The following is a 25,733-nucleotide window of genomic DNA, read 5'->3' as shown; positions in this document are numbered from 1 at the left end:
CCTCTTAAAAAACAAAGAGTAATTAAAAAGAATGAAAACGCTATTCATCATAGCTTTAAGTATACTCACGATGTCTTTGACACGGTCTTGTACAACTATGGAAAAAACGAGAAAAAATATTACCGCAAAGGAAATTTTAGGAAACAAAGAATATTTGGCGATGTCTTATGGAGGTTATCGAACCAATTCCAGAAGAGTTCAGCCAACCATTCCTCAGATTAAGGAAGATTTGTTAATACTTTCTGCAATGGGTGTTAAGATGATTAGGACGTACAATGTCCATCTTCCAGAAGCGATTAATATTCTAAAAGCCATTGATGAACTCAACCAAGAAAATCCAAAATTTGAGATGTATGTGATGTTGGGAGCTTGGATTGATTGCAAAAATGCTTGGACAGGCTTCGAACCTAATCATTATGAAGAAAGCGAAAGAAATGCTGTTGAAATTGAACATTCCGTAGAATTAGCGAAAAAATATCCTCAAATTATTAAAGTAATTGCGGTAGGAAACGAAGCGATGGTAAAATGGGCAACAGCCTATTATGTTCAAGCGGGCGTGATTTTGAAATGGGTAAATCATCTTCAAGAACTTAAGAAAAAAGGCGAACTTTCAAAAGACCTTTGGATTACCAGTTCTGATAATTTTGCGTCTTGGGGAGGTGGTTCAGACGAATATCACACTCCAGAATTGAAGGAATTAATTCACGCGGTGGATTATATTTCGATGCACACTTATCCAATGCATGATACACATTACAATCCAGTTTTTTGGGGAGTTCAGACTTTTGAAAATCATTACAGCAAGAAAGTGCAAATCCAAAAAGCAATGAACCGTTCTTTGGAATATGCGCAATCGCAATACGAAGCAGTAAAATCGTATATGAAAAGTCTTGGCGTTGACAAACCAGTTCACATTGGGGAGACAGGTTGGGCAAGTTTTTCCGATGAATTGTACGGAAATAACGATTCCAAAGCTGTTGACGAGTACAAGTCAGGATTGTATTATCAAATGATGAGAGAATGGACGGATAAAGCAGGAATCTCTTGTTTCTATTTCGAAGCTTTTGATGAGCCTTGGAAAGATGCAGGAAATCCTAATGGTTCCGAAAATCATTTTGGACTTTTCACAGTTCAAGGAAAGGCAAAATTTGCAGTGTGGAACTTGGTTGACCAAAATATTTTTAAAGGATTAAAACGAGACGGAAATCCAATCACCAAAACCTACAATGGCGATTTGGAGAAACTAATGGATGAAGTTTTACTACCACCTCAAAAGAAAATGGAATTGGTAAATCATTAATTAAAACGATTTTAATCAATAGGAACGGGCAGTGTCATCCTGAGCGTAGTCGAAGGAAGCCCGTTTACAAAAATTTAAAAATCAATTGGCTTTAGCCAAAATTTAGAATAGATAAACTAAAAAATAACAACTCATGAAAAATATAAAATTTACTTCATTGCCACTGATTTTATTGGCCACCTTGAGTTGTAATACCCAGAAAATGTTGACTACAGAAATCTACGAAACTTCGGCTTCAGGACATCAATTAACTAAAATTGAAGAACTTTCAACTAACGAAAGTGCTTCGGTAATCACGTTGAATCCAAAAGAAACTTACCAAACCATCACTGGTTTTGGTGGTGCTTTCACGGAGTCTTCTGCTTCTTTGTTGAATAAATTAAGCAAAGCCAATCGTGACAAAGTGATTAACGCTTATTTCTCCGAAGAAGGGGCAAATTATTCATTGACCAGAACGCATATGAATTCTTGTGACTTTTCTTTAAGTCAGTATTCATACGCTCCTACAGACGATAAAGAGTTGAAAGATTTTTCTGTAAAAGAAGATAAGGACGATTTAATCCCTATGATTAAGGATGCAATGAAAGCGTCAAAAGATGGATTTAAAATTTTTGCTTCACCTTGGACGGCTCCGCCTTACATGAAAGATAACAACGCTTGGGTTGGAGGAAAACTAAAACCAGACTATTACGATACTTGGGCTTTGTTTTTCTCTAAATACATCAAAGCTTATAAAAATGAAGGAATTGAAATATGGGGTTTCACGGTAGAAAATGAACCTCATGGTAATGGTGGAAATTGGGAAAGTATGTTGTTTTCACCAGAGGAAATGACCAATTTCGTTCAGAATCATTTAGGTCCAAAATTAGAAAAAGATGGTTACGGAGACAAAGTAATCTTAGGTTACGACCAAAACCGAAACGATTTAAAACATTGGGTGGATACCATGTATGCAACACCAGAATCTTCAAAATATTTTTCAGGAACCGCTGTACATTGGTACGACTCTACCTTTATGATTTTTGAGGACGAATTGCAATACGCACACCAAAAAGCACCGAATAAATTATTAATTCAAACTGAAGCTTGTGCCGATTCAGAAGTTCCACATTGGAAAGATGACGCTTGGTATTGGAGCAAAGAAGCCACAGATTGGGGTTGGGATTGGGCTCCAGCTGAACAAAAACCATGGCATCCAAAATATGCACCAGTTAACAGATATGCAGGAGATATTATTGGTTGTTTAAATAATTGGGTTGATGGTTGGGTGGATTGGAATATGGTTCTAAACAGACAAGGTGGTCCTAATTGGTTCAAGAACTGGTGTTTAGCACCTGTAATTGTGGATGAAAACAAGGATGAAGTTTATTTCACGCCGGTTTATTATGTGATGGCGCATTTCAGCAAGTACATTCGTCCTGGTGCAAAACGTATAGGTTTCGAAAATCCTGATAAAGAACTACAAATAACCTCAGCACAAAATCCAGATGGAAGCATTGCTGTTGTCGTTTTTAACCCAACTGAAAAAGAAAAAACTTTTGCTTTAGCATTAAATAAAGACCAAAAAGCGGTAAAAATTAGTGCAAAAGCGATACAAACCATAATCATTAAAAAATAAACACGATGTCAGAAAAAACGGTTTCAAATGGCAAAGTTCCAATGGGACAAAAAATAGCATTCGGTTTAGGAATGTTAGCCAACCAAATGTTTCCCGCAGTACTTGGTATTTTTATCGTAGTACTGGTAGAAAAATTGGGATTTAGTGGTTTACTACTTGGTTTAACCTATTTTATTCCCAAATTCTATGACGCTTTATTTGACCTTATTATGGGTTATGTAAGTGATAATACGAAATCTAAATGGGGACGTAGAAGACAATATGTTTTAGCTGGTGCTGTTATTTTAGGTGTTTCATTTGCTTTTATGTGGCAGTTGTACGCGGAAAATGGGGTTACTTATAACTTTATTTACTTTTTACTTGTTTCCCTAATTTTCTATTCAGGACTTACCATATTCAGTATTCCTTACGTTGCAATGGGTTACGAAATGAGCGATGATTTCCATGAGAGAACCAATATTATGGCGACTTCTCAGTTGATCGGTCAATTAGCATGGGTGGTTGCACCTTGGTTATGGGTAATTATGGCAGACCAGTCTTTGTTTCCATCTAGTGATGTTGCAGTTAGAACTTTAGCGGTGTATGTTGCGATAGGTTGTGCGATATTGGCGGCAATCCCAGCAATTTTCATCCCGAGCAAGTCGACATTAAACGAAAATTATAGTCCAATAGATTTAAAAGGAATCTTAGGCAGTTTTGGTGAAATTAAAGAAGGTTTAAAAGCTTCTGTAGAAATTAAACCTTTTAGAAAAATTTGTATTGCTACATTCTTAATTTTCAATGCATTTCAAACGACGGCTGGTTTTTCTTACTTTATCATCAAATATTATTTGTTTAAAGGAAATGAAGAAGGATTTGGACTATGGCCAACCTTGTTCGGAAGTGTTGGTGCTACTGTAACGACATTATTAGTTATACCTATCGTTGCAAGAATGTCAAAAACGATTGGGAAAAAGAAAGCGTTTTTACTTTCACAAGGGATTTCAATCTTTGGTTATATTTTGCTTTATGTTTTGTTTGTTCCGGGTAAACCTTACTTATTCCTTTTTGCGCTTCCATTCTTCTCCTTTGGTATCGGTAGTTTATTTACCTTAATGATGTCCATGACTTCTGATGTTATCGATATTGATGAATTAAATACAGGAAAAAGAAGAGAAGGTAGTTTAGGTGCTATTTATTGGTGGATGGTAAAATTCGGAACTGCGGTAGCTGGTTTATTAAGTGGGTTAATTCTTTCTTTGGTAAGTTTTGTACCTAATGCAGCGACACAATCAGATGAAACCATGTTTTGGCTAAGAATTTTCTTCGTAGGAATCCCAATTCTTGGTACTTTAACTGCAATTTGGGTAATGAGAAATTATGATATTGACGAAGCCAAAGCTCGAGAAGTAAGAGCTGAAATTGAAAAAAGAAAAACACCAAAACCACAAGTTTCTTCATCTTACTACAGAAACGGAAAACTTTCTATATTGCCAATTGCAGGATTAAAAGTTGATACTTCAAGTGATGAAAATTTCTCAAATAAATCTGAAAGCGAAATTAAAGCCATCTTCAAAGAAAAATTAAATACTGGAATGAGCGGTCTCTGCTTTAGTCCATACATGGAAGGTCAAGATATCGGTGATATTTTATCAAAACCTCAGATTGAAAGAAGAATGGATGTCATTAAACCTTACACAAAATGGGTGCGTTCATTCTCATGCACAGAAGGTAACGAGCATATTCCTGCAGTCGCTCACGAAAAAGGTTTGAAAACTTTAGTTGGAGCATGGATTGATGGAGATAAAGCTAAAAATGAAGAAGAAATTGAGGCTTTAATACGACTAGCAAAAGAAGGAAAAGTCGACACAGCCATCATCGGAAACGAAGTTTTATTAAGAAATGATTTAACGGAAGATGAAGTTTTAGGTTATATCAAAAAAGTGAAAGATGCACTTCCTGGAATTCCTGTTGGTTATGTAGATGCTTATTTTCAGTTTTACGAAAGGCCGAGATTAGTGGAAGCTTGCGATGTGATTGCCGTGAACTGTTATCCGTTCTGGGAAGGTTGTGACATTGATACTGCCTCAACTTACCTTAAACAAATGTATGCGTTGACTCAAGAAATTGCTAAAGGAAAACGTGTCATCATTGCTGAAACAGGATGGCCAAGTCAAGGTAGTAACAACGAAGGTGCACAACCATCTGCAGTCAATGCTATGAAATATTTTATCAATACCATGAATTGGCAGAATGCACAAAACGTAGAAATCTTCTATTTCTCTTCATTCGATGAATCTTGGAAAGTACACCACGAAGGAGACGTTGGAAACCGTTGGGGAATTTGGGATAAAAACGAAAGACTTAAATTTTAATAATGCTTAAAAGCGATATGCAATAGGCTTTAAGCAAACTAACAACCATCAACTAAAAACTATACAAAATGTCTTACAGAGCAGAACGATATTTATCATTATCAAAAGTTAATCAGGAGAACTATCTATCGGAAAAAACAGAAACCGAAAAGAGAGATTTGTTTTTAGAAATACTGCATAACGGCGTTCATGGATTTTGTTTCAGTCTTTATGAGGACGGACAAAAACCTGGAGATATCATTTCTGAAGAGCAGGTTCACAGAAGAATGGCGATTTTGAAACCTCATACTTCTTGGGTTCGTTCATTTTCTTGTACGGAAGGTAATGAACATATTCCCGTGATTGCTAAAGAATTCGGGATGAAAACCTTGGTTGGAGCTTGGCTTGGAGATGACCCTGAAGTTAACGAGAAAGAAATTGAAGGACTCATCAAATTAGCAAAAGAAGGTTACGTTGATGTTGCGGCGGTTGGAAATGAAGTAATGTACAGAAAAGACCTTACTGAAGATGAGTTACTGGATTTTATGCAACGTGTGAAAAAAGAGATTCCTGCTGAAATCCCGATGGGTTATGTTGACGCTTATTATGAGTTTACACAACGTCCAAGAATTACAGAAGCTTGTGATATTATTTTGGCGAACTGTTATCCTTTCTGGGAAAGTTGTCCTTTTGAGGATTCATTAAATTATTTGAAAAACATGTACCATCAAGCGGTAAGTGTTGCCAACGGAAAAAGAGTTTTGATTACGGAAACAGGTTGGCCAAGTAAAGGTGAAAACTTAGACGGAGCAATTCCTTCGGAGCAAAATGCTTTAGAATATTTCCTTAACACACAGCTTTGGGCAATGGATGAAGATATCGAATGTTTCTACTTCTCTTCTTTCGATGAAAGTTGGAAAGTCGGAGCAGAAGGTGAAGTCGGAGCTTATTGGGGAATTTGGGACAAAAATGAAAAACTAAAGTTTAGAGATTCTTCAATCTTAAGTCTTCAACATTAATTGATTTAAAATTAAAAAAAAATGTATAAAAATTATCTGACTCAACTACTTTTTACACTGGTGTTTACTAGCTCGTTGTTCAATGCGCAAGTAGATGTGGTGTATAATGATTTGGTGTGGTCCGATGATTTTAGCACCAATGGAGCTGTTGATGCAACGAAATGGCATCATCAGACTCAACTTCCTAATGGTGGAAGTTGGTATAATGGGGAATTACAACATTATACCAATCAAGTATCCAATTCTTTTGCAGACGGAGGATTTTTGAAAATCGTCGCTAAAAAAGAAAACTATACTGACCAAGGTGTTACCAAAAACTATACATCCGCTCGATTGAATTCAAAATTTGCTTTTAAATATGGTAGAATTGATGTTCGAGCAAAATTACCTGTTGATTCTGGAACTTGGCCCGCAATCTGGATGTTAGGGAAAAATATCAACGAACCGGGAGGATATTTTTCATCAACTTACGGGACAACCAATTGGCCAGCTTGTGGAGAAATCGACATCATGGAACACGGTATTTTTCCATCTCAAAGTGTAAACTATGTTCAGAGTACGGTTCATACACCTTCTGGTTATGGAGGTGGTGCAAATGGAGGTGGAATTACCGCTTCCGATTTAGCCAATAATTATCATGTATATTCTCTGAATTGGTCACCTAATCAATTGACATTTTTATTAGATGGTGTAGCGTTTTTCACGTATAATCCAACTGTAAAAAATGCAAGTACGTGGCCATTTGATAACGAGCAATATATACTTTTGAATTTAGCAATGGGTGGAATCGCAGGAAACATTGCTTCTAATTTTACCCAAGCTGAAATGATCGTTGATTACGTTAAAGTGTATCAAAATACTTCTGCTGATAGCATTGCACCAAGTAATTTTACAGCTTCAGTTGGAACGGTTACAGCTGGTTCGGTTGAATTATTATTAAATGCAGTTGATAATTCAGGCACAGTGTATTATGATATTTCTGGAGCTTCGACTCAGACGGTTTCACATTATTCTGGCGTTCAAAAATCAGTTATTGTGACAGGATTATCTCCAGCGACAACGTATAATTTTACCATTACAGCGAGAGATGCAACGGGAAATATTTCAGCGAATAGTCCTCTTACCGTGTCTGCAACAACTTTAGGAGCGGGAACCAATATTTCATGTTCAGGTATTTCTAATTTGGCATCACAAGGAAGTTTTACAACGGGATATAGTTATCAATTCGAAACCATTGGAACCGATGTGAAATTTACCTTCGAATTATTAGATACTGACAAAGTTGGCGTGGTAGCTTATTTATGGAAACAAAGTCCTTTTACCGAATATCCGATGACCAATGTAAGTGGAAATAAATTTACAAAAACCATAACTGGACAAACCTTAGGTTCAACGATTACCTATGCTGTAAAATTTGCTTTTGCAGGTGGAATGTCAGTAACCAAATATTATGATTACGTTGTTGGAACAACTTGTAATTTTTTAGCAGTAGAAAACTTGACGAAAGAAGAACAATTGGTTTATCCAAATCCAGTCACAGACGTATTGCATTTGAAATTGGCAGATAACAAAAACCAAATCATTCTAATGGATAGTTCTGGAAAGAGAATTAAAGAAATTCAATTATTAGGAGAGCAGGAAGTCGACATGAGTGATTTTTCTTCGGGAATATACTTTTTGACTGTTAAAAACTCAAAAGGAACTGAAAGCTTTAAGATTATAAAAAAATAGAAGCATAAAGGTTATGCTCAAAAAAATGAATAAACAATTTAATACCTAAATTTTAATACTATGAAAAAAACAACGATTTTTTTAGCAATGTTTTTTGCATTTGCTTTGGGGTTTGCGCAGCCAAGCACCAATGCACCTACGCCTACGAAATTACCTGCGAATGTAATCTCTATTTTTAGTGATGCATACACAAATGTGGCAACCAATTACAACCCGAATTGGGGACAAACAGGCGCTGTGAATCCTAACTTTGTTGCTGTTGCCGGTTCTGGAAACAATATTTTGGCTTACACCAATTTTAATTATCAGGGTACAGATCTCACCACGCAAAATGCAGCTTCTATGGAGTATTTGCATATCGATGTTTGGGCAAATACTTCTGGAGCAGTATTGAAGGTATCTCCAATCAACAACGGGACTGGAGCTGGTGAATTTTTAGTAACGGTACCTTTAACTGCAGGAGCATGGAATAGTGTAGATTTACCAAAATCTGCCTTTACTGGAATGACTTGGAATTCTGTTTTTCAAATTAAGTTTGATGGACAGGCAGGAACAACGCCTTCTGCAGTATATTTGGATAATATTTACTTCTGGAAAGCACCGGTTAATCCAGCTGCAGACGCAACGCTAAGTGATCTTAAAGTAGGAGGTGCTACCGTTACAGGTTTTAGCTCTGCAATTACTTCATACACTATAGAATATCCACAAGGTACTACTGTAATTCCTCAAATTACTGCGGCAACAACTACCAATACAAGTGCTACTAAAGTAATTAACCAAGCTACGGCAATTCCTGGATCGGCAACTGTGGTGGTGACTTCTCAAGATGCTACAGTAACTAAAACGTATACAGTGAATTATGTGGTTTCTGGTCCGAACGTTGCAGCGCCAACACCTCCAAGTAGAGCTGTTACAGATGTAAAATCTTTGTTCAGTAATATGTATACTAACTCTACAGTAGATGCGTGGTCTGCAACTTGGGATGATTCTAGCGTTGCGGATATTCAGGTGGCAAGTAATGATACCAAAAAAATTACATTCACAAACTTCCTTGGAGTAGATTTTAGTGGAGCAGGGCATCATTTAGACTTAAGTACATTTACAAATTTCCATATGGATATTTGGATTGACAGTTCTGTAGATATGGTAGGGAAAGTTTTCAATCTAAAACTTTCACAATGGGGAGGAACTTCAGGTGAAGTTTCTGCATTAGAATTACCATTGAATACGGGAACTTCTCCTGCGTTGGTAAAAGGACAATGGTTGTCTATAGATGTGCCACTTACGAGCTGGAGCAACAGTACTAATAGAAATGATATCGCACAGTTCGTGATTACTTCTAATATTCCTAATGTGTATTTTGATAATTTATATTTCCATAAAAATACAGTTTTAGCCGTAAATGAGGCTTCTGCTAAAAGTAAGTCTGTGAAAATTTATCCTAATCCTGTAAAATCTGGAAACGTAGTTTTTGTAACCGAAAATGCTAAAACATCTGATGTTTATAATCTTTCAGGACAAAAAGTGAGAACTTCCAATTCAAATTCGTTCACAACAGAAGGTTTGTCTAAAGGGATTTATATTATAAAAACAGTAGATGAAAAAGGAGCAACAAATTCTTCGAAGCTCATCGTAGAATAAAAACCATATCATATTAACAATAGATAGAGTCGTTGAAATTAATTTTCAGCGGCTCTTCTTTTTATCAGAAAAAACGATATATTTGGAATAGGATCAAATGTTTTGAAAAAAAAGAATCTTTTTGTGGTTTTTCTTTTGAGTTTCTCGTTTTATTACACTCAAAAGTTTCCCGAGAAAGGAGTTCCGGAGATGGAAAATTTTCCACCTTCTGTATATGGAGCTACGGGGAAAATCTGGGAGATAAAATCTTCCAGCAACGGCTTATTGTATTGTGCGTCAGAGAAAGGTCTACTCGAATACGATGGCAGAAATTGGCAAAAGTTTAAAGGAAGTAAAGGTTTTCTACGGTCGGTATTTGTAAAAAACGATTCGGTAATTTACACCGGTTCTGATATGGACTTTGGCGTGTGGAAAAGAAATTCCTTACTAGAATTTGAGTACAAATCTCTATATCCTTTCAAAGAAAAAGCAGGAATAGAGAGTGAAGAGTTTTGGACCACCACCGTAATCAATGGAGATCCGGTTTTTGTCTCTCATAATAATCTTTATACTTATCATAAAAACAAAACTTCTAAGATTGCAGCACCTACTCATTTTTCTGAAAGCTTCGTTGCTGAGGGAAATCTCTATATTACCGACGAAAAGATGGGGCTGTATCTTTATGATGGAACGCAGCTTAGGCTGGTTTTTCCTTTTTCTGGAAATAAATCATACACTATTTTTGGAGTGTATCATTTTCAGAATGAATTATATCTTGTTACGAAAAACGACGGGATTTTAAAGTATTCAAACGGAGTTTTAGCTTCTTTAAATAGTGCAGTCTCGAATAAATTAAAATCAGAAATCACTTTTAGCTTTACCCAGATAGATTCTTCTCATTTGGCTTTTGGAACCGTACTTAATGGTTTTTATATCACCAATATTAAGGGAGAGATTATCCATCATGTAAACAGGCAAAAAGGCTTGCTGAACAATACAATATTGAGTCTGTACTACGATCCTGCCGGAAATCTTTGGTCTGCAATGGATTTTGGATTGTCTAAAATGAATTTTAAAAATAGAATTAATTATTTTTTAGATTTTACTGGTAGTTTTGGAACGGGGTATAGCTCGGTATTAAAAGACGATGTTTTTTATCTAGGAACTAATCAAGGGCTTTATCGATCGTTTTGGAAAGATATGAATAACAATCAGCCTCAAAATTCCTTTCAAATAATTCCAGGTTCCGAAGGCCAGGTTTGGAGTCTTGAAAATGTAGAGGGAGATGTTTTGGTGGGGCACGATTTGGGTCTTTTCAAATTGTTTAACGGAAGTGTTGAGCAAATTAGCAACATACCCGGTGTTTGGACTATTAAATTGTACCAAAAGAATATTTTGCTTACTGGGAATTATAATGGAGTTTCTGTTTTCAAAAAAATAAATGGCACCTGGAAGTTTGTTAAAAGAATAAAAACAATCGCAGGATCTTGTAACCAGATTGAAATACAAGGAAATGTGCTTTGGGTAAATATTCCTAATTATGGAGTTGTAAGGGTTTCTCTGGATTCAAATTTAGATCCTATCCAAAGGAAGATTTTTACCACTCAGAATTTTAAGGGTGAAGAAATTCAGCTTTCTCAAGATAAATACGGAGTACAGATTACGACCCGAAAGAACAGTTATAAATATGATAATAAACTTCAGAAATTTGTTCCTAATGGTCGTTTTACTTTCAATAATGATGTAAAAGATTTATTGTACGGCTTCAATCATCAAACATCGATCAACTCAGAATACATTTTTTATCCCATTTATAATGGTTTTGCATTGAAGAATGTGAATCAAAATCCAAATGACTTCATCACCTATCCATTAAAATTTAGAGGTTTGGAGATTTTCAATAATGATGAGAAAGTAAAGTATTCGTTAGCAAAAGACATTCCGTATCGATATAATAATTTAAAGCTAAACTTTATTGTTCCGCAAGTAAACAATGCAATATATCAGTATCATTTTGAGGATAAAGAGTGGAGCTCCTTTACGGTAAACCCAAGTTTTGAACTTTTGAATCTGAAAGAAGGGCGTTACGAACTTTATGCACGTGCATTAATCAATGGAAAATATACCAATACGGTAAAAATATCTTTTTACGTAAAACCACCTTGGTACAGATCGTTTTTAGCATATGTAGGATATTTTTTAGTTTTTTTGGGACTTTTGTTCTGGCTTAGAAAAAGACAAAACAGATTGTTGAAAGAGCAGGAAATTGTTTTACTCAATAAAGAAGCTGAAGCTTTACGCTTGCAGCAGGAAAAACATGAGCAAGAAAAAATGATTCTTGAACAAGAAAGACTGGAAAGGGAAAAAGAAATTCTGCAACAGAAGGTAAAAGATAAAACCATAGAATTGGCGCAAAAAGCTAAAGATGATGAAGATAAAAACCGTCTTTTGATAACTGTTACAGAGAAAGTTCAAGAAATTGAAGGAGATCCCAATATTGCTAAAATTAGGCTAAAGGAGATTCGTCGTCTTTTGAATAATTATATAGAATCTGAAGATCATACTTTCGAAATTCAGATGGATGAGTTGCACCAAGAGTTTTTTAAATCAATAAAAAAAGAATTTCCTACTCTTTCCATTTACGATTTAAGACTTTGTGCTTATCTTAGAATAGGCCTTACTTCTAAGGAGATGGCAGATATTTTTCAAGTATTACCGTCGAGTATTAACGTAAGCAGATCTCGCCTAAGGAAAAAACTAAATCTTGGTCCGGAAGTAGATTTGTTTGATTTTTTAAATCGCTTTTAGACCATTTTTATATTAAAATTTTATTCAGCTTTCCTATATTTTAATAATTGATTTTTCATAAGAAAACACTCCCTCTTAAAAATTGAAGGGAGTGTTTTTTTTACCAATTTATTTTCATTGAAGAAATGTTTTATTTTTTAAAATTTAATTTTATTTAATTAAAATTATTTATTGTTAAAAAATATGTAATATTTTATTTTAAATTTTTTCACAAACAATTTTCGTGTTTTTAATTTATTATTTGTAGAAAAAGACTTTTTATGTCTTGATTTTTTATGTCTGAGTTTTCTTGATTTTAAAAATATCTTAATTTACAAATGTGGTATGTTAAATTGTTTATAGTAAAATTTTTGGCACTAATAATTGAATTATAATATAAAAAGACTATTTTTGAGTAGTTCAACATTAAAATAGGAATTTTGCCGATTAGGAGCTTTTTTTACTCAAGTTCTCAATTTAAAATGTATAGTGTTGCCTTGTTGTTTTTTTTAACGCGATGTGTTTTTATGCTTAAATTTTGCCTATTAACAATATTGTGTTATGGAAAATAATATTGTATTATGTGTAGAAATATGAAAATTATTTAAGCTTTTATATTGGTCTTAAGAATAATTTTTAGTTGTTTATAAAATTTAGTTGTTAGTATGGAGAATTATCCGATTCCCAAAAATGAAAAGGAGAGGGTGAATAGACTGAGTTTTCTTGATCTTTTAAATTTAGGAAAAGATCCTCAGTTTGATGTTTTTGCAGAAACAGCATGCCTTATTGCAGATTGCCCTTCTTCTCTCATTGCTATTATGGAGAGCAAGAGACAAAGTGTTCAAAGTTGTATAGGACTTTCTTTAGATTCTGTGGAACGCACCGATACACTTTGCCAGTATTCTATTGAAAACAGCAGTGTAATTGTTATTCCAGATACACTTTTAGACGAAAGATCTGCCCATAATCCTTTGATTTTGGAGGGTGGAATACGTTTTTATGCGGGAATTCCGCTTATTGACGATGAAGGTTTTGCTCTGGGAACACTTTGCGTAATAGATTACAAGCCAAAAACGATAACCGAAAATCAAATCGTGGCGCTTACAAAATTAGGCAACATCATTTCTCGGCTTTTTACGGAAAGACGTAAGAATATGGATGCTGAATATTTTCAGCGAATTTTTAATATTTCAAATAATCTGATCTGTGTATTGGATGGAGATTTTAATCTGAAAGACATTAATCCTGTATTTGAAGAAACTTTTTCTTTAAGCAGAGATCAAGCGATAGGAAAAAACTTTATGCAGGTTTTAGATTACGAAAATCAGGAGTTTACTGAAGTTTTTAGTTTTCCTAATGGCACAAAAGAGATGTCGGTTACAACAAACACCCTTCAAAATGATAACAGTATTGTAATAGTTGATTGGTATTTGCAAAAAAATGAAGCTAATTCTGAAATTTTTGCTTTCGGAATAAACATTACTGTTCAGACGGAAGATAAAAAGCAGTTAGAAAGCTCAGAAAGACGTTTTAGAAGTTTCTTCGAAAACGCAATCGGGTTAATGAGCATGCACGATTTGCAAGGAAATATTCTTGCCGTAAACGAAAAGGGAAGAGAAACATTGCAATATGAAGCTCATGAAGTGGATGGTCTTAACCTTACAGATCTTGTGCCTGAAGAATATTGGCCATCATTGAAAAAATACTTAGAAAGAATTACTAAAAATAAAGAAGATTTTGGAACCATGATTCTTCAAACCAAGGGAGGCGAAGAATCGGTATGGATGTATCATAATCTGGTGGAAGAAGATAAAGAGGGAAATCCATATGTGGTAAGTACCGCACTCAACGTTACCGAAAGAATGACGCTCGAAAAAGATCTTGTATACACACAAAAAATACTTGAGCAAACAAGTTCTGTGGCACAAGTAGGAGGTTGGGAAGTAAATCTGGAAACCAATACCGTTTTTTGGTCGCACAGTACAAGAGAAATTCATAAAACAGATGCAGATTTTGAACCTAGCCTCGAAAATGCAATCGATTTTTATAAAGAAGAAGATAAAGACAGGATACGTTATTTGTTTAAAAGAGCCACAGAAGAAGGTGTTCCATATGACGAAGAGCTGCAGATTGTAAGACAAGACGGTGTTACAATATGGGTTAGAGTAAAAGGTATTCCTGAATTTGAAAACGGCGTATGTACTAAGCTTTTTGGGATCATTCAGAATATTGATGCATTTAAAAAAATGCTTCTAGAATTTAAGCGCAAAGAGGCAATGATGCAATCGTTTGCAACTTATGTACCTAATGCGATCGCGATGTTTGATAAAGATCTAAATTACATTTCTGTAAGTACAAGCTGGAGAAAAGAGTTCAACATGTTGGATCTTGACCTTATAGGGAATAATATTTTTACCATATCTCCCAACGTTCCGGAAGAAAGAAAAGCTATTTATCGTGCTGCTTTAAAGGGAACTTTTTATAGCAATGAAGATTTTGCTGTAGACATTCCAGGAAGAGACGAAACACAGCATTATGACTTGAAGGTAGGACCTTGGTACATTTCTGAAAACGAAATCGGAGGTGTTATTGTGTCTGTGCAAAACATTACAAAAGCAGTAAACATCAATCAGGAGTTAAAAAGTGCAAAAGTAATGGCAGATATTGCCAGTAAAGCAAAATCTGAATTTCTTGCCAACATGAGCCATGAGATTAGAACACCACTAAACGGAGTGATTGGTTTTTCGGATCTGTTATTAAAAACACCACTAAACGAAATACAGACACAATATCTTAATTATATTAATGAATCGGGAGAAAATCTTCTCAACATCATCAATGATATCCTCGATTTTTCTAAAATCGAATCTGGAAAGATGGATCTTTTGATAGAAAAGCATAATGTTTATGATATCGTAAGCCAGGTTATTAATGTGATTCTTTATCAGTCTCAGAAAAAAAATATAGAACTGCTCTTAAATATAGAACCGGGTCTTCCTAATACTTTTTTGCTGGATGGAGCAAGGTTGAAGCAAATTCTCATCAATCTTTTAGGAAATGCAGTGAAGTTTACCGAGCAAGGCGAAATAGAACTGAAAGTAGAAAAACTAAGCCGAGACGATAAAAACATAAAGCTTCGCTTTTCGGTAAGAGATACAGGAATAGGAATTCCGCTGGAAAAGCAAAAATATATTTTTGATGCCTTTACCCAAGAAAATAGTTCTATTAGTAAACGCTATGGAGGTACAGGTTTAGGACTTACCATCTCCAATAATATCCTGAAATATATGGGAAGTAGTCTCTCATTGATCAGCGCACCAGAAAAGGGTTCAATTTTCTTCTTTGATATTGAAATTCCTTACGAAATGTACGATTTTCAGGATGTAGATGATGATTTAAACATTCATAAAGTTTTAGTTGTAGACGATAACGAAGCCAACAGAATTATTCTGAAAGATATGCTTGCGTATAAAAATATTGAATCTACACTGGCTGCAAACGGAATGGAGGCTCTGCAAATTCTTCTAAAAGGAGATCGTTTCGATTTAATTTTGATGGATTATCATATGCCGGTAATTTCTGGCTTGGAAACCATAGAAAAAATAAGAGAATTGTTTAACCAAAGAAAAGAAATTTCGCCATTGGTTATTCTTCATACTTCTTCAGAAGAGCATGATGTAATCAATTCTTTCAGAAAAGAAGAAAACTCGTATTTCCTTCTGAAACCTATCAAATCAGTCGAGCTTTATAAAACACTGAAAAGGGTAGCACAAAACAACTTTATAGAAGTTGATTCAGGTAAAGAAACAAAGGTGAAATCGTTTGCTTTTCAGTCTGATCTTGAAGTGTTGTTGGTAGACGACAACCCTGTAAATATGTTGCTGAATATTAAAATGTTGAATTCTATTGCGCCGAATGCAAAATTAACAGAAGCGGATAACGGCTTGAAGGCATTGGAAGAATGCAAGAAAAAACAGTTTTCAATTATTTTGATGGATGTACAGATGCCTGTAATGGATGGGATAGAAGCTACCAAACAAATTCGTACCATTTCAAGCTATGAAAAAGTGCCGATTATTGGGGTTACTGACGGAAATTCTCTAGGCGAGAAAGAAAAATGTTTAGAATCTGGGATGGACGATTTTTTACCAAAACCGTTGCGCGAAGCTGATTTATCTGAAATGCTCAAAAAATATATTTCGATAGAAAACTTTTCTGATAAAACTGAAAAAGAAAGCTCCGTACCGATTGACCAGTATTTTAATATGGAAATGCTGAACGGATATGTTGGTGATGATGAAGAATTTAAAGCGATGTTTTTGAATTTGGTGATCAAAATGCTTACCGAAGCAGACGAAAATATAGAAAAAGCATCCGATAACAAAAGTGCGACAGAAGCAAGACAGGTTCTTCACAAATTGAAAGGTACAGCCGGAACTGCGGGTCTTTTCAGACTGTCAGATTTAGCACTTGGTTGGGAAGTGAAAGCGAAAGATAATGAAGAGATTGATTATGTTTTGATGTGCAAAGAAATAAAAGGGGAAATCGCCGTAGGATTAGAGATAATAAAAAATTTAATAAAATAAAAATCGAAACGCAATGTTAATTTTGATCGCCGAAGATGATGAGTTGATTCTTAAAACAGTAGAACACAAATTGCTGAAAGAAGGGCACGAAGTTATTTTAACCCGTAATGGCAAGGAAGCTATAGAAACCTTAAAAGAAAAAGATGTAGATCTTGCAATAAGCGATATTATGATGCCTTTTGCTTCGGGGATAGAAATACTTTCTGCTATAAAATCTATGGACAAGCATATCCCGGTTATCATGCTTTCTAGTATGGGGCAGGAAGAAGTGGTACTAAATGCATTCGATTTGGGAGCTTCAGATTTTATTGTAAAACCTTTCAGTCCTAATGAGTTGATGCTTAGGATTAAAAGATTTATGCCTAAATAATTTTGTATGCAAATATCTTCTGTGCACTTTCTTTTTACCGTTTTTGTTATCATGCTATGCTTGGTAATTGCATTGGTAATCGTAGTGCTCATCTACAATTTTATTGAGTATAACCGATCTTCTAAAGAAGCAATATGGTCTGTTATTATTAATAGAAAAATTTCTGAGGTAATCGTATATGCAGAAGAAGAGCTTCCTGAAGATCCTCAATTCGAAGCGCATATTGTAAAACCTAAATTCCGGAATTTATTTTTAATGAAACTGGTAGATTCCGAAAAAAAGTTTTCAGGAGCTGCCAAGTTTAAAATTAATGATTTGTTTAAAGAGTACAACCTTAAAAAAGAAGCCCTCGCAAAGCTTGATCAAAAAAAAACATACCTTATTGCAAGAGGAATTCGTGAGCTTACCGTAATGGATGTGGATGTTGCCGAACCCAAGATTGCCTCTTTTCTGCAACATTCTTCACCGCAGGTTTATCAAGAAGCACAATATGCGATGGTAAGATTTAAAGGTTTTGAAGGTTTAATGTTTTTAGATAATCTAGAATCTAAAATTTCTGAATGGCAGCAACTAAGAATGCTTCTGTCTATTTTTTCCATACCTTCAGATTCAGAATCAGATATTAAAAATAGATTATTAAGCAGTAATGAAACGGTTGTGGTTTTTACTCTTAAGATAATAAAGAAATTTCAGATGCTTTCGCTTTATCCTCAAGTGAAAGAGTTGCTGAAAAATCCTTCCGTTGAAATTCGAATTCGCGCTGTACAAACACTTACTTCTCTGGATAATCCAGAAACGATTCCTTTTCTTGTAAATATTTATGAGACACAGCCGGATGAGGTAAAACTTGAAATTATTAGTGCAATGAAAATCTCAAAAGATCAATGTTGCATAGATTTATTAAAGCTGGAGCTTTCCGAAAAACATCCTTCCGATATCAGAGTAAATGCTGCACAGGCTCTTTTTTTATTAGGACATTCGGCTTATTTGTCAGAATTAAAACAACAGCAAAGCTCATCTCAAGAACTCGTTCAAATTGTTAAATACGCTCTACAGGAAAAAGTATGTTAGAATTTTCACACATTGTTTATGAAATTATCACCTGGCTTTTTTTGCTGTATGGCTTATCAATGGCAGTTATTTATAGCTGGATTGGGGTTTACGCTTTTGGAGCCGTTTTAAAGTATAAAAAAGAAAATGTTTTTACAGATTACAGCATTATTGCGGCAAATCCAAATGCGCCAGTTTTCAGTTTATTAGCTCCGGCTTATAATGAAGGAATGACGATTGTGGAAAACGTAAGATCATTACTTTCTCTCTATTATCACAACCTTGAAATTATTATTATTAATGACGGAAGCAAAGATGATTCTATCCAAAAATTAATCGATGCTTACGATTTAGAGCCAGTTTCCTATTACATTCAGGGTAAGATTGAAACCAATAAGGTAAAAGGGGTGTATAAAAGTAAAAATTTAGCCTTCAAAAAACTAATTGTTGTAGATAAAGAAAACGGAGGAAAAGCAGATGCTTTAAATGTAGGAATCAATTTTTCTTCTGGGCAATATCTCGTTTGTATAGATGTAGACTGTATTTTGGAGCAAGATGCAATTCTAAAACTTGCCAAACCTTTTTTAGAAGAAACTGATAAAAAAATTATCGCTTGTGGCGGCGTAATTCGATTGGCAAATAACTGCACCATAGAAGACGGAAAAGTTGTAAATGTACGGATGCCTAAAACCCTTTTGGGAAGAACACAGGCGCTGGAATATATTCGAGCTTTTGTATTGGGAAGAATGGCATGGTCTCGAGCTTCTGGTTTAATTTTGATTTCTGGAGCTTTTGGAGTTTTTGATCGCAAAACAGTAGTTGCCTGTGGTGGTTACGACAGAAATACAGTAGGTGAAGATATGGAACTTGTCGTACGTATGAGAAGATATATGGAAGAAAGAAATGAACCGTACGAAGTTCTTACCATTCCTGATCCTCTTTGTTGGACTGAAGTTCCGGAAACCAAAGAAATTCTGAAAAAACAAAGAAACCGTTGGATGCGCGGCACGATGGAAACCCTATGGAAACATCGCGATATGATGCTTAACCCTAAATATAAAAAACTAGGGATGATAAGTCTTCCATATTGGGGAATTTTTGAGTTTTTAGGACCTTTCGTAGAATTTGCTGGATACTCTCTTTTAGTAGTATTATTTTTCTTAGGATATGTAAATTGGCCATTTATTCTGGTGCTTTTTTTTCTAGGGCTTTCAACAGGTTTTTTGTATTCTGTGTATGGGATATTAGTAGATATTATCAGTTATCAGGTTTATAGCAGAAAAAGAGATTTTGCAAGCTTAATTCTTACAGCGTTTATAGAACCGTTTTATTTTCATCCCCTTACTGTAAAGGCAGGAATAAATGGCTTTATAGATTACTTTAAAAAATCTCACGGTTGGGGCGAAATGACTCGACAAGGATTTGGGCAAAACGTACAGAATCTGCCATTTAAGGAAAGGGTAGTGGCTAAACTAAAAATTGCTTTAAGACAATGGGGAGTCTTATCTATGGTGTTTGTAAAGCTCTTTATTTTAGGTGTATTCGTAGAATATCTTTGGTATTATTACGCCATGGACAATGTTGATAGTTATGCGATTGCACTACCGCTTTTTATGAGAAATATATTGTTTATGTTACAGTTTTTGGCGGTTTCTGGGGTTGTTTATGTTTTAATTCATCAAATTAAAGAAGCTTTTGCTAAAAAGGTGTTTATCTTGGTCGGCGGTTTGGTCGTTGTAATGCAGTATATATTATTCCTTTATTTCTATGAAACGGGGCACCTTTTAGGCAGTGAAATCATGAACTATAATACACAAGAAGTGAAGGCAGCATTGCATTCTATGGGATTGATGAATTTTAATAATTATGCACTATTAGCCATTTTATTGGCAATTACATTTGTACCACTTCGTTTGGCGGCAAGACCTCTTTTTAAATGGATTTATCCAGGTTTAGCAGTGATCGTTTTAGGAATTTCAGCGTTTTTTATTCCGGATGATCTTGTGGAAGCTCCAAAACAGGTTACCACCAACAAAGTAAATCGTGCAGCCGCAACCAGTAAATGGGAGTTTTTAATTAACGCAAATGATAAATTAATTTTGAAAGATTACATTCAAAATAAGTAATTTGTAGTCTAAAGATTGAGATAAAAATAAACCCCGATGTAGATTTTTACATCGGGGTTTATTTTGTTAAAACTTAAATTTTAAAGGATGGTTTAGAATTTAATTTTTTTTTATATAATGTTTTTATTTACAGGTTTTAATTAAAGCATTGAAGTCTGTCCCATCAATTGTCTTACGATTGTTTCGTGTGATTTTTCAAAACGGTGACCGTTTTAGCTCATACTTTTTTCAGGGAGACAAAACGGCGGCTGTTTTTCGCAAACTTATTCTCAGGGAAGCAAAACGGTGGCCGTTTTAGCTCATACTTTTTTCGGGGAGACAAAACGGCGGCTGTTTTTCGCAAACTCGTTCTCAGGGAATCAAAACGGTGACTATTTTATTTCATCTTTTTTTTGGGGAGACAAAACGGCGGCAGTTTTTCGCAAACTTATTCTCAGGGAAGCAAAACGGGAATAGTTTGGGCAAATTTCACTTCCGATCGATTGTATCATATAACTTCTCCTTTAGACAATTATTTTAAAAAAAACATTCAAAGACATAAGAAGGATTGACTTAGAGAGATTTCATTTCGTGCGGTTGAAATTTTTGTGTTATCTAAAGATGGAGTTTCAGTATTTAATAAGCGTTGTGTTTTCAATTAAAACTTATAAGTGTATCCTAAAATTACATCAAATTGATTTCCTTTTACGTTGGGTTGGTATTCTGTATTATAATAAATGGTTCCAATTGAAAACAGGTTTCTTTTCACCGAAAAATCATATTCTCCACCAATTTTAAATGTTTTAAGTTTAAAAGTTTCGTTCTGCAAAAGATTGTTTCTGGATTCTTCTGGTGTAATCCCGGTTCCAATCTGGAATTGGAAATAATCCTGTGCAGATTTGGTGTAATATCGTACTGTTCCTGTATAAGATTGGGAAATATTCTCGTTACTTGGCGTAAGATACGTTCTGAGATTGAACCAGAAGTTTTTGTAATACTTACCTAACGATGCAGTATACATCCAAATATTATCTGTGAAATAAAGCTGTCTGAAACCAAGTTCAGCTTCAAAACTTTTAGGAAGATTGGCGTTCACAGATAATCCGGTGCGGTATTTTGGAAAAATACCGACATTGTTAGAGTAGGCTCCTCCTACATATAAATAGAATGTTTTTGATAGTCTTGGATAAGCTTCAAGCTCTATTTGTGTACCGTTGTCGGCAAATTTATTAGCATAATTTCCGCGCAGAATAACGGGGCCAATCGGCGTTTGTCTTCTGTAGCTCACTCCTACAATATGCCAATCATCCGCAAACTGTTTGTCGAAGTGCGAGTAGGTGTACAAAATATTAACCGCATTTTTAGCGATGTAATCATTAATTCTTACTCTCCAAGTATTGGCTTCGGTATTTTTAGGATTTAGTTTCAAAGCATTTTCTACAGCAATTTCAGCTTCGGTGTATTGTTTTTCAGAATACAAAGCTTTTGTTTTCAGTAACCAAAGAGATTCAGAATTTGGGTATTTTAAAAGACCTTTTTCTGCTATTTCTACTGCTTTGGTATTTTGCTCATTCCAGTATTCTAGAGAAGAGTAGGCAAGAAAGAAATCTTCGTCTTGAACATTTTTTCTGTCAAGCTCCTGAAAAACGGCTCTTGAAGCTTCATAATCTTTATTCCATGCATAAACTCTGCCCAGAAAAATAGCAATATCATTATATTCTGGAGCTATTGCTAAAGCTTCTTTTGAAAGTTGAATAGACTTTGTATAGTCCTTATTTTCAAAGGCTGCGCTTCTGGCTTGTGTAAAAAGAGAATCTGCCGAAATTTGCTGACTGTAGGCTTGAAACGAAAACATCACCAACAAAACAGGTGCTAAGATTTTTTTCATGAAAATTGGTTGTGAATACGAAAACAAAGATATTGATCTTTTGTGTACTACAAGAAAATAAAGCACCATATTTTAGCTGTATTTATGCAGGAAAGAGCTTGCTTTTCACGAATTTGAAAAATTTTAATTAAAATAAATTAATTGGGTTATTTTTTTATTTGAAAATGAAGGATTTTAGCAAATTAAAAGCAGTCTGTATTCATCTTTATTTTCAACTGGAGCACGATGAATGCATGGCAAAGTTTTTTGTTCTGGATGATCTACGGCGAGTTTCCAAAGATTGCCTTTTCCCAGATTGATGGGTTTTGCGGAAGGCTTTGCTTCGTAATGCAAATCGAAATAATTTTCAGTTAAAAAAGTTTCAAAATCTTGATCAGAATCTTGGTGTAATTCTTTCAGTTTTTCCCGAACTTCAGGAATATCAATTTTTTTGATGGCATCTTCATTCGCAATAAAATCACTTGCAGCTCCGAAATACGTACACAAAAAAGTATCGGTAGCAATAGGAGAGCGGTCTACATGATAAGAATAGACGTCGGTTGATATAAAATCGAATTCATCATCACGGTCATATTTTTTAAGCAAATTTAATGATGGAGAAGCTCCGAAATCACTTAGGAGTTGCATGTCTTCCAGAATGGTTTTTCTTGCCGTTTTTCCTTTTTCTGAAAGATTTAAAGCCAAAAGATCTTCAACAGAAACTTCTGTAATATTATCTTTTAACTGAAGTTTAGAAACAATTTCTTCAAAATCTCCCTCAAGATTTCTTTTCCAGCATAATGCATTTACGTTTCCTTCAAATTTTGTAGAAACAAGAGTTGAAAAATCATCAACAAGGCAAAACTGAGGGTGGGAAGAAAGTGTATTCATAGCCATAATCTTAGTGTGCAAAAATAAGAAATAGTTAGATCACACCAAGGTCTTTGCAGAAAGCGACTAGTTGCTCGTTGTTGTTTATTTTTAGTGATTCTTTTAATAAAGTTAGTCTTTTTTCTATGCTGCTTAAACTGTGCGGTTTTATGTTGTTGTTTTGTAGATAAACCGGAATATTTTTCTGTAAAACTCCTTGTGAAAGAAGCGAAATCAACGTAATATCGTAAGTTGTAAACTCGAAACTGTTCAGTTTTTTAATATCGTTTTTGAGGTCTAAAGAAAGATATTTTTCACCATTCGAAACTGCTTGGATAGCTTTTCTAAGCTCTTTTGCGTCGTGTCTTCCTTTTTTTACAAAACCATCGATATTCAGTTCGTTAAAAAGCGAATCGATAATGCCTGATTTGTTTTCAGCAGAGAAAAATATCACCTTTATTTCTGGTTGTAGTTCTTTTATTGCGGCTATCATTGCTTTTCCGTCTTTAAGCCGTTGTGGGCGATGGTCTTCATCATAGTAAAGATCGGTAATAATAAGATCGTAGACGGCGTTTTCACGGATGCTTTTCTTTACTTTTTCTAAAGCATCGTCGCAGTAAAATACGTGATCTGCAATGGGAATCTGCAATTCTTTCACTGTATTTTGTACAGAAAGATTGATGATTTCGTGATCTTCGGCAATAAGTATTTTTTTAAACATCAGAAATTATTTTAAGAAACAGGGAATGAAAAATTGATTTTTAAACCTGTCTCGGTTTTGGTGTCAAAAGTAATTTCTCCGTTTAAATTTTCAATACGGGAAACCACATTTTGAAGCCCGTTTTTAAGAAAATTATTTTCTTTAATTCCAACTCCATTATCGATGTAATTAATCTGTAATTTATTATTTTGTCTGGAAAATTTAAGAATGACACGGTTTGCTTTGCTGTGCTTTTTCATGTTGACTAACAGTTCACGAAGAATTTGATAGGTTTCTGATCTTAAATTTGGATTAATGTTTTTCCAGATTTCAGAATCATTTCCGGCAAGATAGGTTTCAGTATTTTCATTTTTAAAATACGAGGCAAGTTTTCTTATTTTATCACTGAATTCTTCTTCGAAACTCTCAGAATTGCCTTCGTAAGAGAGGTTTCTAGATTTATTGTAAACTTCTTCTAAATCGTCTAAAGTTTCGTTTAAACTAATTTGTTGTTGGTTTTCAAGCTTGGTCATCACTTGGTAAATTCCGTTGGCAACAACATCGTGTACTTTTTTAGAATATTTAAGTTCGGTTTTTCTTACTTCAAGTTCTTTTTCTTTTTGCTGAAGTTTTTTTCTTTTGTTAAAATACAACCACCCGAATATTAAAAGTAAACAAAGAACGGCAACAATAATGTTGGTAAATAGTGTTTTTTGCTCATTTTCTATGTTTTTTAAAGCCAATTCTTTATTTTCTGTTTCTGTTTTATCGATGTTGGATTTTATTAATGCAAACTGATTTTTTGCTCTTAATCTTGCCGTAGAAAGACTATCGTTTTTTTCGATAAATATTTTGCTGAAGGTGGCAGAGTTTTGATGATTAAGATAGATCAATCTTTGTAAAGCTTCAAGTTCATCATCTGCATTGTTGATATTTTTAGCAGTTTGCAGCATTTTTTCTGCATAAAATAATGCAGAATCTTTTTTGTTTATTTTTTTATAATAATCTGAAAGTGCTGCATAGCTCGAGTTTAGAGAAGTTTGATCATTTAGTTTCTGCCTTATTTTCAAAGCTTCACGAAAATCCTTTAATGGGCTGTTCTCAGAATTGATTTGAAATTTTGCCATTGCTCGATTGGTAATTACCCGCGCCAAATTTAAACTATCCGAACCTTTTGCTCCTTGGTTTAGTACATTAATTGCTTTTTGGTAATTGCCTAAGCAATTGTAAGCGTCTCCGATGTTGTTGTACAAAATTGGATGAAGCTCTTTCGGGGCAAAATCTAATGCTTTTTTGTAGTAAACAAGGGCGTCATCAAAGTTTTTAAGACGAGATGAAGCAATGGCGATATTGTTGTAATTTCTGCCTAAATAGTCTTTCGCTTTTTCGGCTTTGAGTTTTTTCAAGTAGTTTTCAGCTAAAACAGATGTTTCTATACCTCCAAAATAATCTGCTTGATTGGTTTGAATGATAGCCATGTTGATCAGCGATTGTGCCACTCCCATTGAGTCTTTCATCACCTGATATTGTATTTTGGCAATATTGTAGTAGTAGAAAGCAGAATCTGTCTTTCCAGAATCTCTCAATTTGCGGGCTTTTACATAGCTTTCAATGTCTTCTCCTGTATTTTGAAGCTGTTTGTTTTTCTTAGAACAGTTCACAAGAAGTATAATGAGACAGGTAATGGATATTAATTTTTTCAATCTTGGTGATTTATACTGCAAAGTAATAAAAAAGGACAGATTTTTACAATCTGCCCTTCATTATTTTATGGGTG

General features: G+C 34.6%; 15 protein-coding genes. 11 read left to right on the top strand and 4 right to left on the bottom strand.

The genetic code is table 11. The annotated features are described in order from the left end of the window. Positions 1-31 precede the first annotated feature (31 nt). From AC2A1D_RS02520 to AC2A1D_RS02470, 11 genes are all read left to right on the top strand, one after another. The gene (locus tag AC2A1D_RS02520) at positions 32-1,300 is read left to right on the top strand and encodes a glycosyl hydrolase family 17 protein (protein ID WP_484042093.1); all 1,269 of its coding nucleotides are present in this window, start codon (positions 32-34) and stop codon (positions 1,298-1,300) included. A gap of 133 nt (positions 1,301-1,433) precedes the next feature. Further along, the gene (locus AC2A1D_RS02515) at positions 1,434-2,918 is read left to right on the top strand and encodes a glycoside hydrolase family 30 protein (RefSeq protein WP_484042092.1); all 1,485 of its coding nucleotides are present in this window, start codon (positions 1,434-1,436) and stop codon (positions 2,916-2,918) included. 5 nt (positions 2,919-2,923) lie between these two features. Next, positions 2,924-5,272: an MFS transporter gene (locus AC2A1D_RS02510; protein ID WP_484042091.1), complete on the top strand. Its 2,349-nt coding sequence runs from the start codon at positions 2,924-2,926 to the stop codon at positions 5,270-5,272. Between the two features lie 68 nt (positions 5,273-5,340). Continuing rightward, complete coding sequence (locus AC2A1D_RS02505; RefSeq protein WP_484042090.1) at positions 5,341-6,270, top strand: glycoside hydrolase family 17 protein; 930 nt, start codon at positions 5,341-5,343, stop codon at positions 6,268-6,270. A 21-nt stretch (positions 6,271-6,291) separates the two neighbouring features. Further along, positions 6,292-8,001: a family 16 glycosylhydrolase gene (locus tag AC2A1D_RS02500; RefSeq protein ID WP_484042089.1), complete on the top strand. Its 1,710-nt coding sequence runs from the start codon at positions 6,292-6,294 to the stop codon at positions 7,999-8,001. Between the two features lie 60 nt (positions 8,002-8,061). Next, positions 8,062-9,642 (top strand): T9SS type A sorting domain-containing protein, encoded by a 1,581-nt coding sequence (locus AC2A1D_RS02495; protein WP_484042088.1) that lies wholly within the window; start codon positions 8,062-8,064, stop codon positions 9,640-9,642. A gap of 102 nt (positions 9,643-9,744) precedes the next feature. Further along, positions 9,745-12,429: a ligand-binding sensor domain-containing protein gene (locus AC2A1D_RS02490; RefSeq protein ID WP_484042087.1), complete on the top strand. Its 2,685-nt coding sequence runs from the start codon at positions 9,745-9,747 to the stop codon at positions 12,427-12,429. A gap of 644 nt (positions 12,430-13,073) precedes the next feature. Then, positions 13,074-16,994: a response regulator gene (locus AC2A1D_RS02485; RefSeq protein ID WP_484042086.1), complete on the top strand. Its 3,921-nt coding sequence runs from the start codon at positions 13,074-13,076 to the stop codon at positions 16,992-16,994. A gap of 13 nt (positions 16,995-17,007) precedes the next feature. After that, on the top strand, positions 17,008-17,364 hold the full coding sequence (locus tag AC2A1D_RS02480; protein WP_484042085.1) for a response regulator transcription factor: 357 nt from the start codon (positions 17,008-17,010) through the stop codon (positions 17,362-17,364). A 6-nt stretch (positions 17,365-17,370) separates the two neighbouring features. Further along, positions 17,371-18,435 (top strand): HEAT repeat domain-containing protein, encoded by a 1,065-nt coding sequence (locus tag AC2A1D_RS02475; protein WP_484042084.1) that lies wholly within the window; start codon positions 17,371-17,373, stop codon positions 18,433-18,435. Continuing rightward, positions 18,429-20,540, top strand: a complete 2,112-nt coding sequence (locus AC2A1D_RS02470; protein ID WP_484042083.1) for a glycosyltransferase family 2 protein — start codon at positions 18,429-18,431, stop codon at positions 20,538-20,540. Before AC2A1D_RS02475 ends, AC2A1D_RS02470 begins: the two co-directional genes overlap by 7 nt. Positions 20,541-21,177: 637 nt before the next feature. Here the strand turns inward: AC2A1D_RS02470 and AC2A1D_RS02465 are convergent. The 4 genes from AC2A1D_RS02465 to AC2A1D_RS02450 all read right to left on the bottom strand — a co-directional run bounded on the left by AC2A1D_RS02465 (position 21,178) and on the right by AC2A1D_RS02450 (position 25,659). Next, complete coding sequence (locus tag AC2A1D_RS02465; protein WP_484042082.1) at positions 21,178-22,407, bottom strand: YaiO family outer membrane beta-barrel protein; 1,230 nt, start codon at positions 22,405-22,407, stop codon at positions 21,178-21,180. 174 nt (positions 22,408-22,581) lie between these two features. Continuing rightward, positions 22,582-23,277 (bottom strand): DUF1826 domain-containing protein, encoded by a 696-nt coding sequence (locus AC2A1D_RS02460; protein WP_484042081.1) that lies wholly within the window; start codon positions 23,275-23,277, stop codon positions 22,582-22,584. A 34-nt stretch (positions 23,278-23,311) separates the two neighbouring features. Next, a complete protein-coding gene (locus AC2A1D_RS02455; protein ID WP_484042080.1) occupies positions 23,312-23,977 on the bottom strand; it encodes a response regulator in 666 nt (221 codons plus the stop codon). A gap of 11 nt (positions 23,978-23,988) precedes the next feature. Beyond that, the gene (locus AC2A1D_RS02450; protein WP_484042079.1) at positions 23,989-25,659 is read right to left on the bottom strand and encodes a tetratricopeptide repeat-containing sensor histidine kinase; all 1,671 of its coding nucleotides are present in this window, start codon (positions 25,657-25,659) and stop codon (positions 23,989-23,991) included. Between the last annotated feature and the right edge of the window lie 74 nt (positions 25,660-25,733).

The sequence above is a fragment of the Chryseobacterium sp. HNCC26DJ239 genome (assembly GCF_057180445.1).
This window is presented reverse-complemented; position numbering and strand designations above follow the sequence as displayed.

Bases quoted from the DNA above. Each gene is read 5' to 3' on its own strand.
- AC2A1D_RS02520 (WP_484042093.1), top strand. From the start codon at position 32: ATGAAAACGCTATTCATCATAGCTTTAAGTATACTCACGATGTCTTTG.
- AC2A1D_RS02510 (WP_484042091.1), top strand. From the start codon at position 2,924: ATGTCAGAAAAAACGGTTTCAAATGGCAAAGTTCCAATGGGACAAAAA.
- AC2A1D_RS02495 (WP_484042088.1), top strand. From the start codon at position 8,062: ATGAAAAAAACAACGATTTTTTTAGCAATGTTTTTTGCATTTGCTTTG.
- AC2A1D_RS02515 (WP_484042092.1), top strand. From the start codon at position 1,434: ATGAAAAATATAAAATTTACTTCATTGCCACTGATTTTATTGGCCACC.
- AC2A1D_RS02465 (WP_484042082.1), bottom strand. From the start codon at position 22,407: ATGAAAAAAATCTTAGCACCTGTTTTGTTGGTGATGTTTTCGTTTCAA.
- AC2A1D_RS02475 (WP_484042084.1), top strand. From the start codon at position 17,371: ATGCAAATATCTTCTGTGCACTTTCTTTTTACCGTTTTTGTTATCATG.
- AC2A1D_RS02470 (WP_484042083.1), top strand. From the start codon at position 18,429: ATGTTAGAATTTTCACACATTGTTTATGAAATTATCACCTGGCTTTTT.
- AC2A1D_RS02505 (WP_484042090.1), top strand. From the start codon at position 5,341: ATGTCTTACAGAGCAGAACGATATTTATCATTATCAAAAGTTAATCAG.
- AC2A1D_RS02500 (WP_484042089.1), top strand. From the start codon at position 6,292: ATGTATAAAAATTATCTGACTCAACTACTTTTTACACTGGTGTTTACT.
- AC2A1D_RS02480 (WP_484042085.1), top strand. From the start codon at position 17,008: ATGTTAATTTTGATCGCCGAAGATGATGAGTTGATTCTTAAAACAGTA.
- AC2A1D_RS02460 (WP_484042081.1), bottom strand. From the start codon at position 23,277: ATGAATACACTTTCTTCCCACCCTCAGTTTTGCCTTGTTGATGATTTT.
- AC2A1D_RS02485 (WP_484042086.1), top strand. From the start codon at position 13,074: ATGGAGAATTATCCGATTCCCAAAAATGAAAAGGAGAGGGTGAATAGA.
- AC2A1D_RS02455 (WP_484042080.1), bottom strand. From the start codon at position 23,977: ATGTTTAAAAAAATACTTATTGCCGAAGATCACGAAATCATCAATCTT.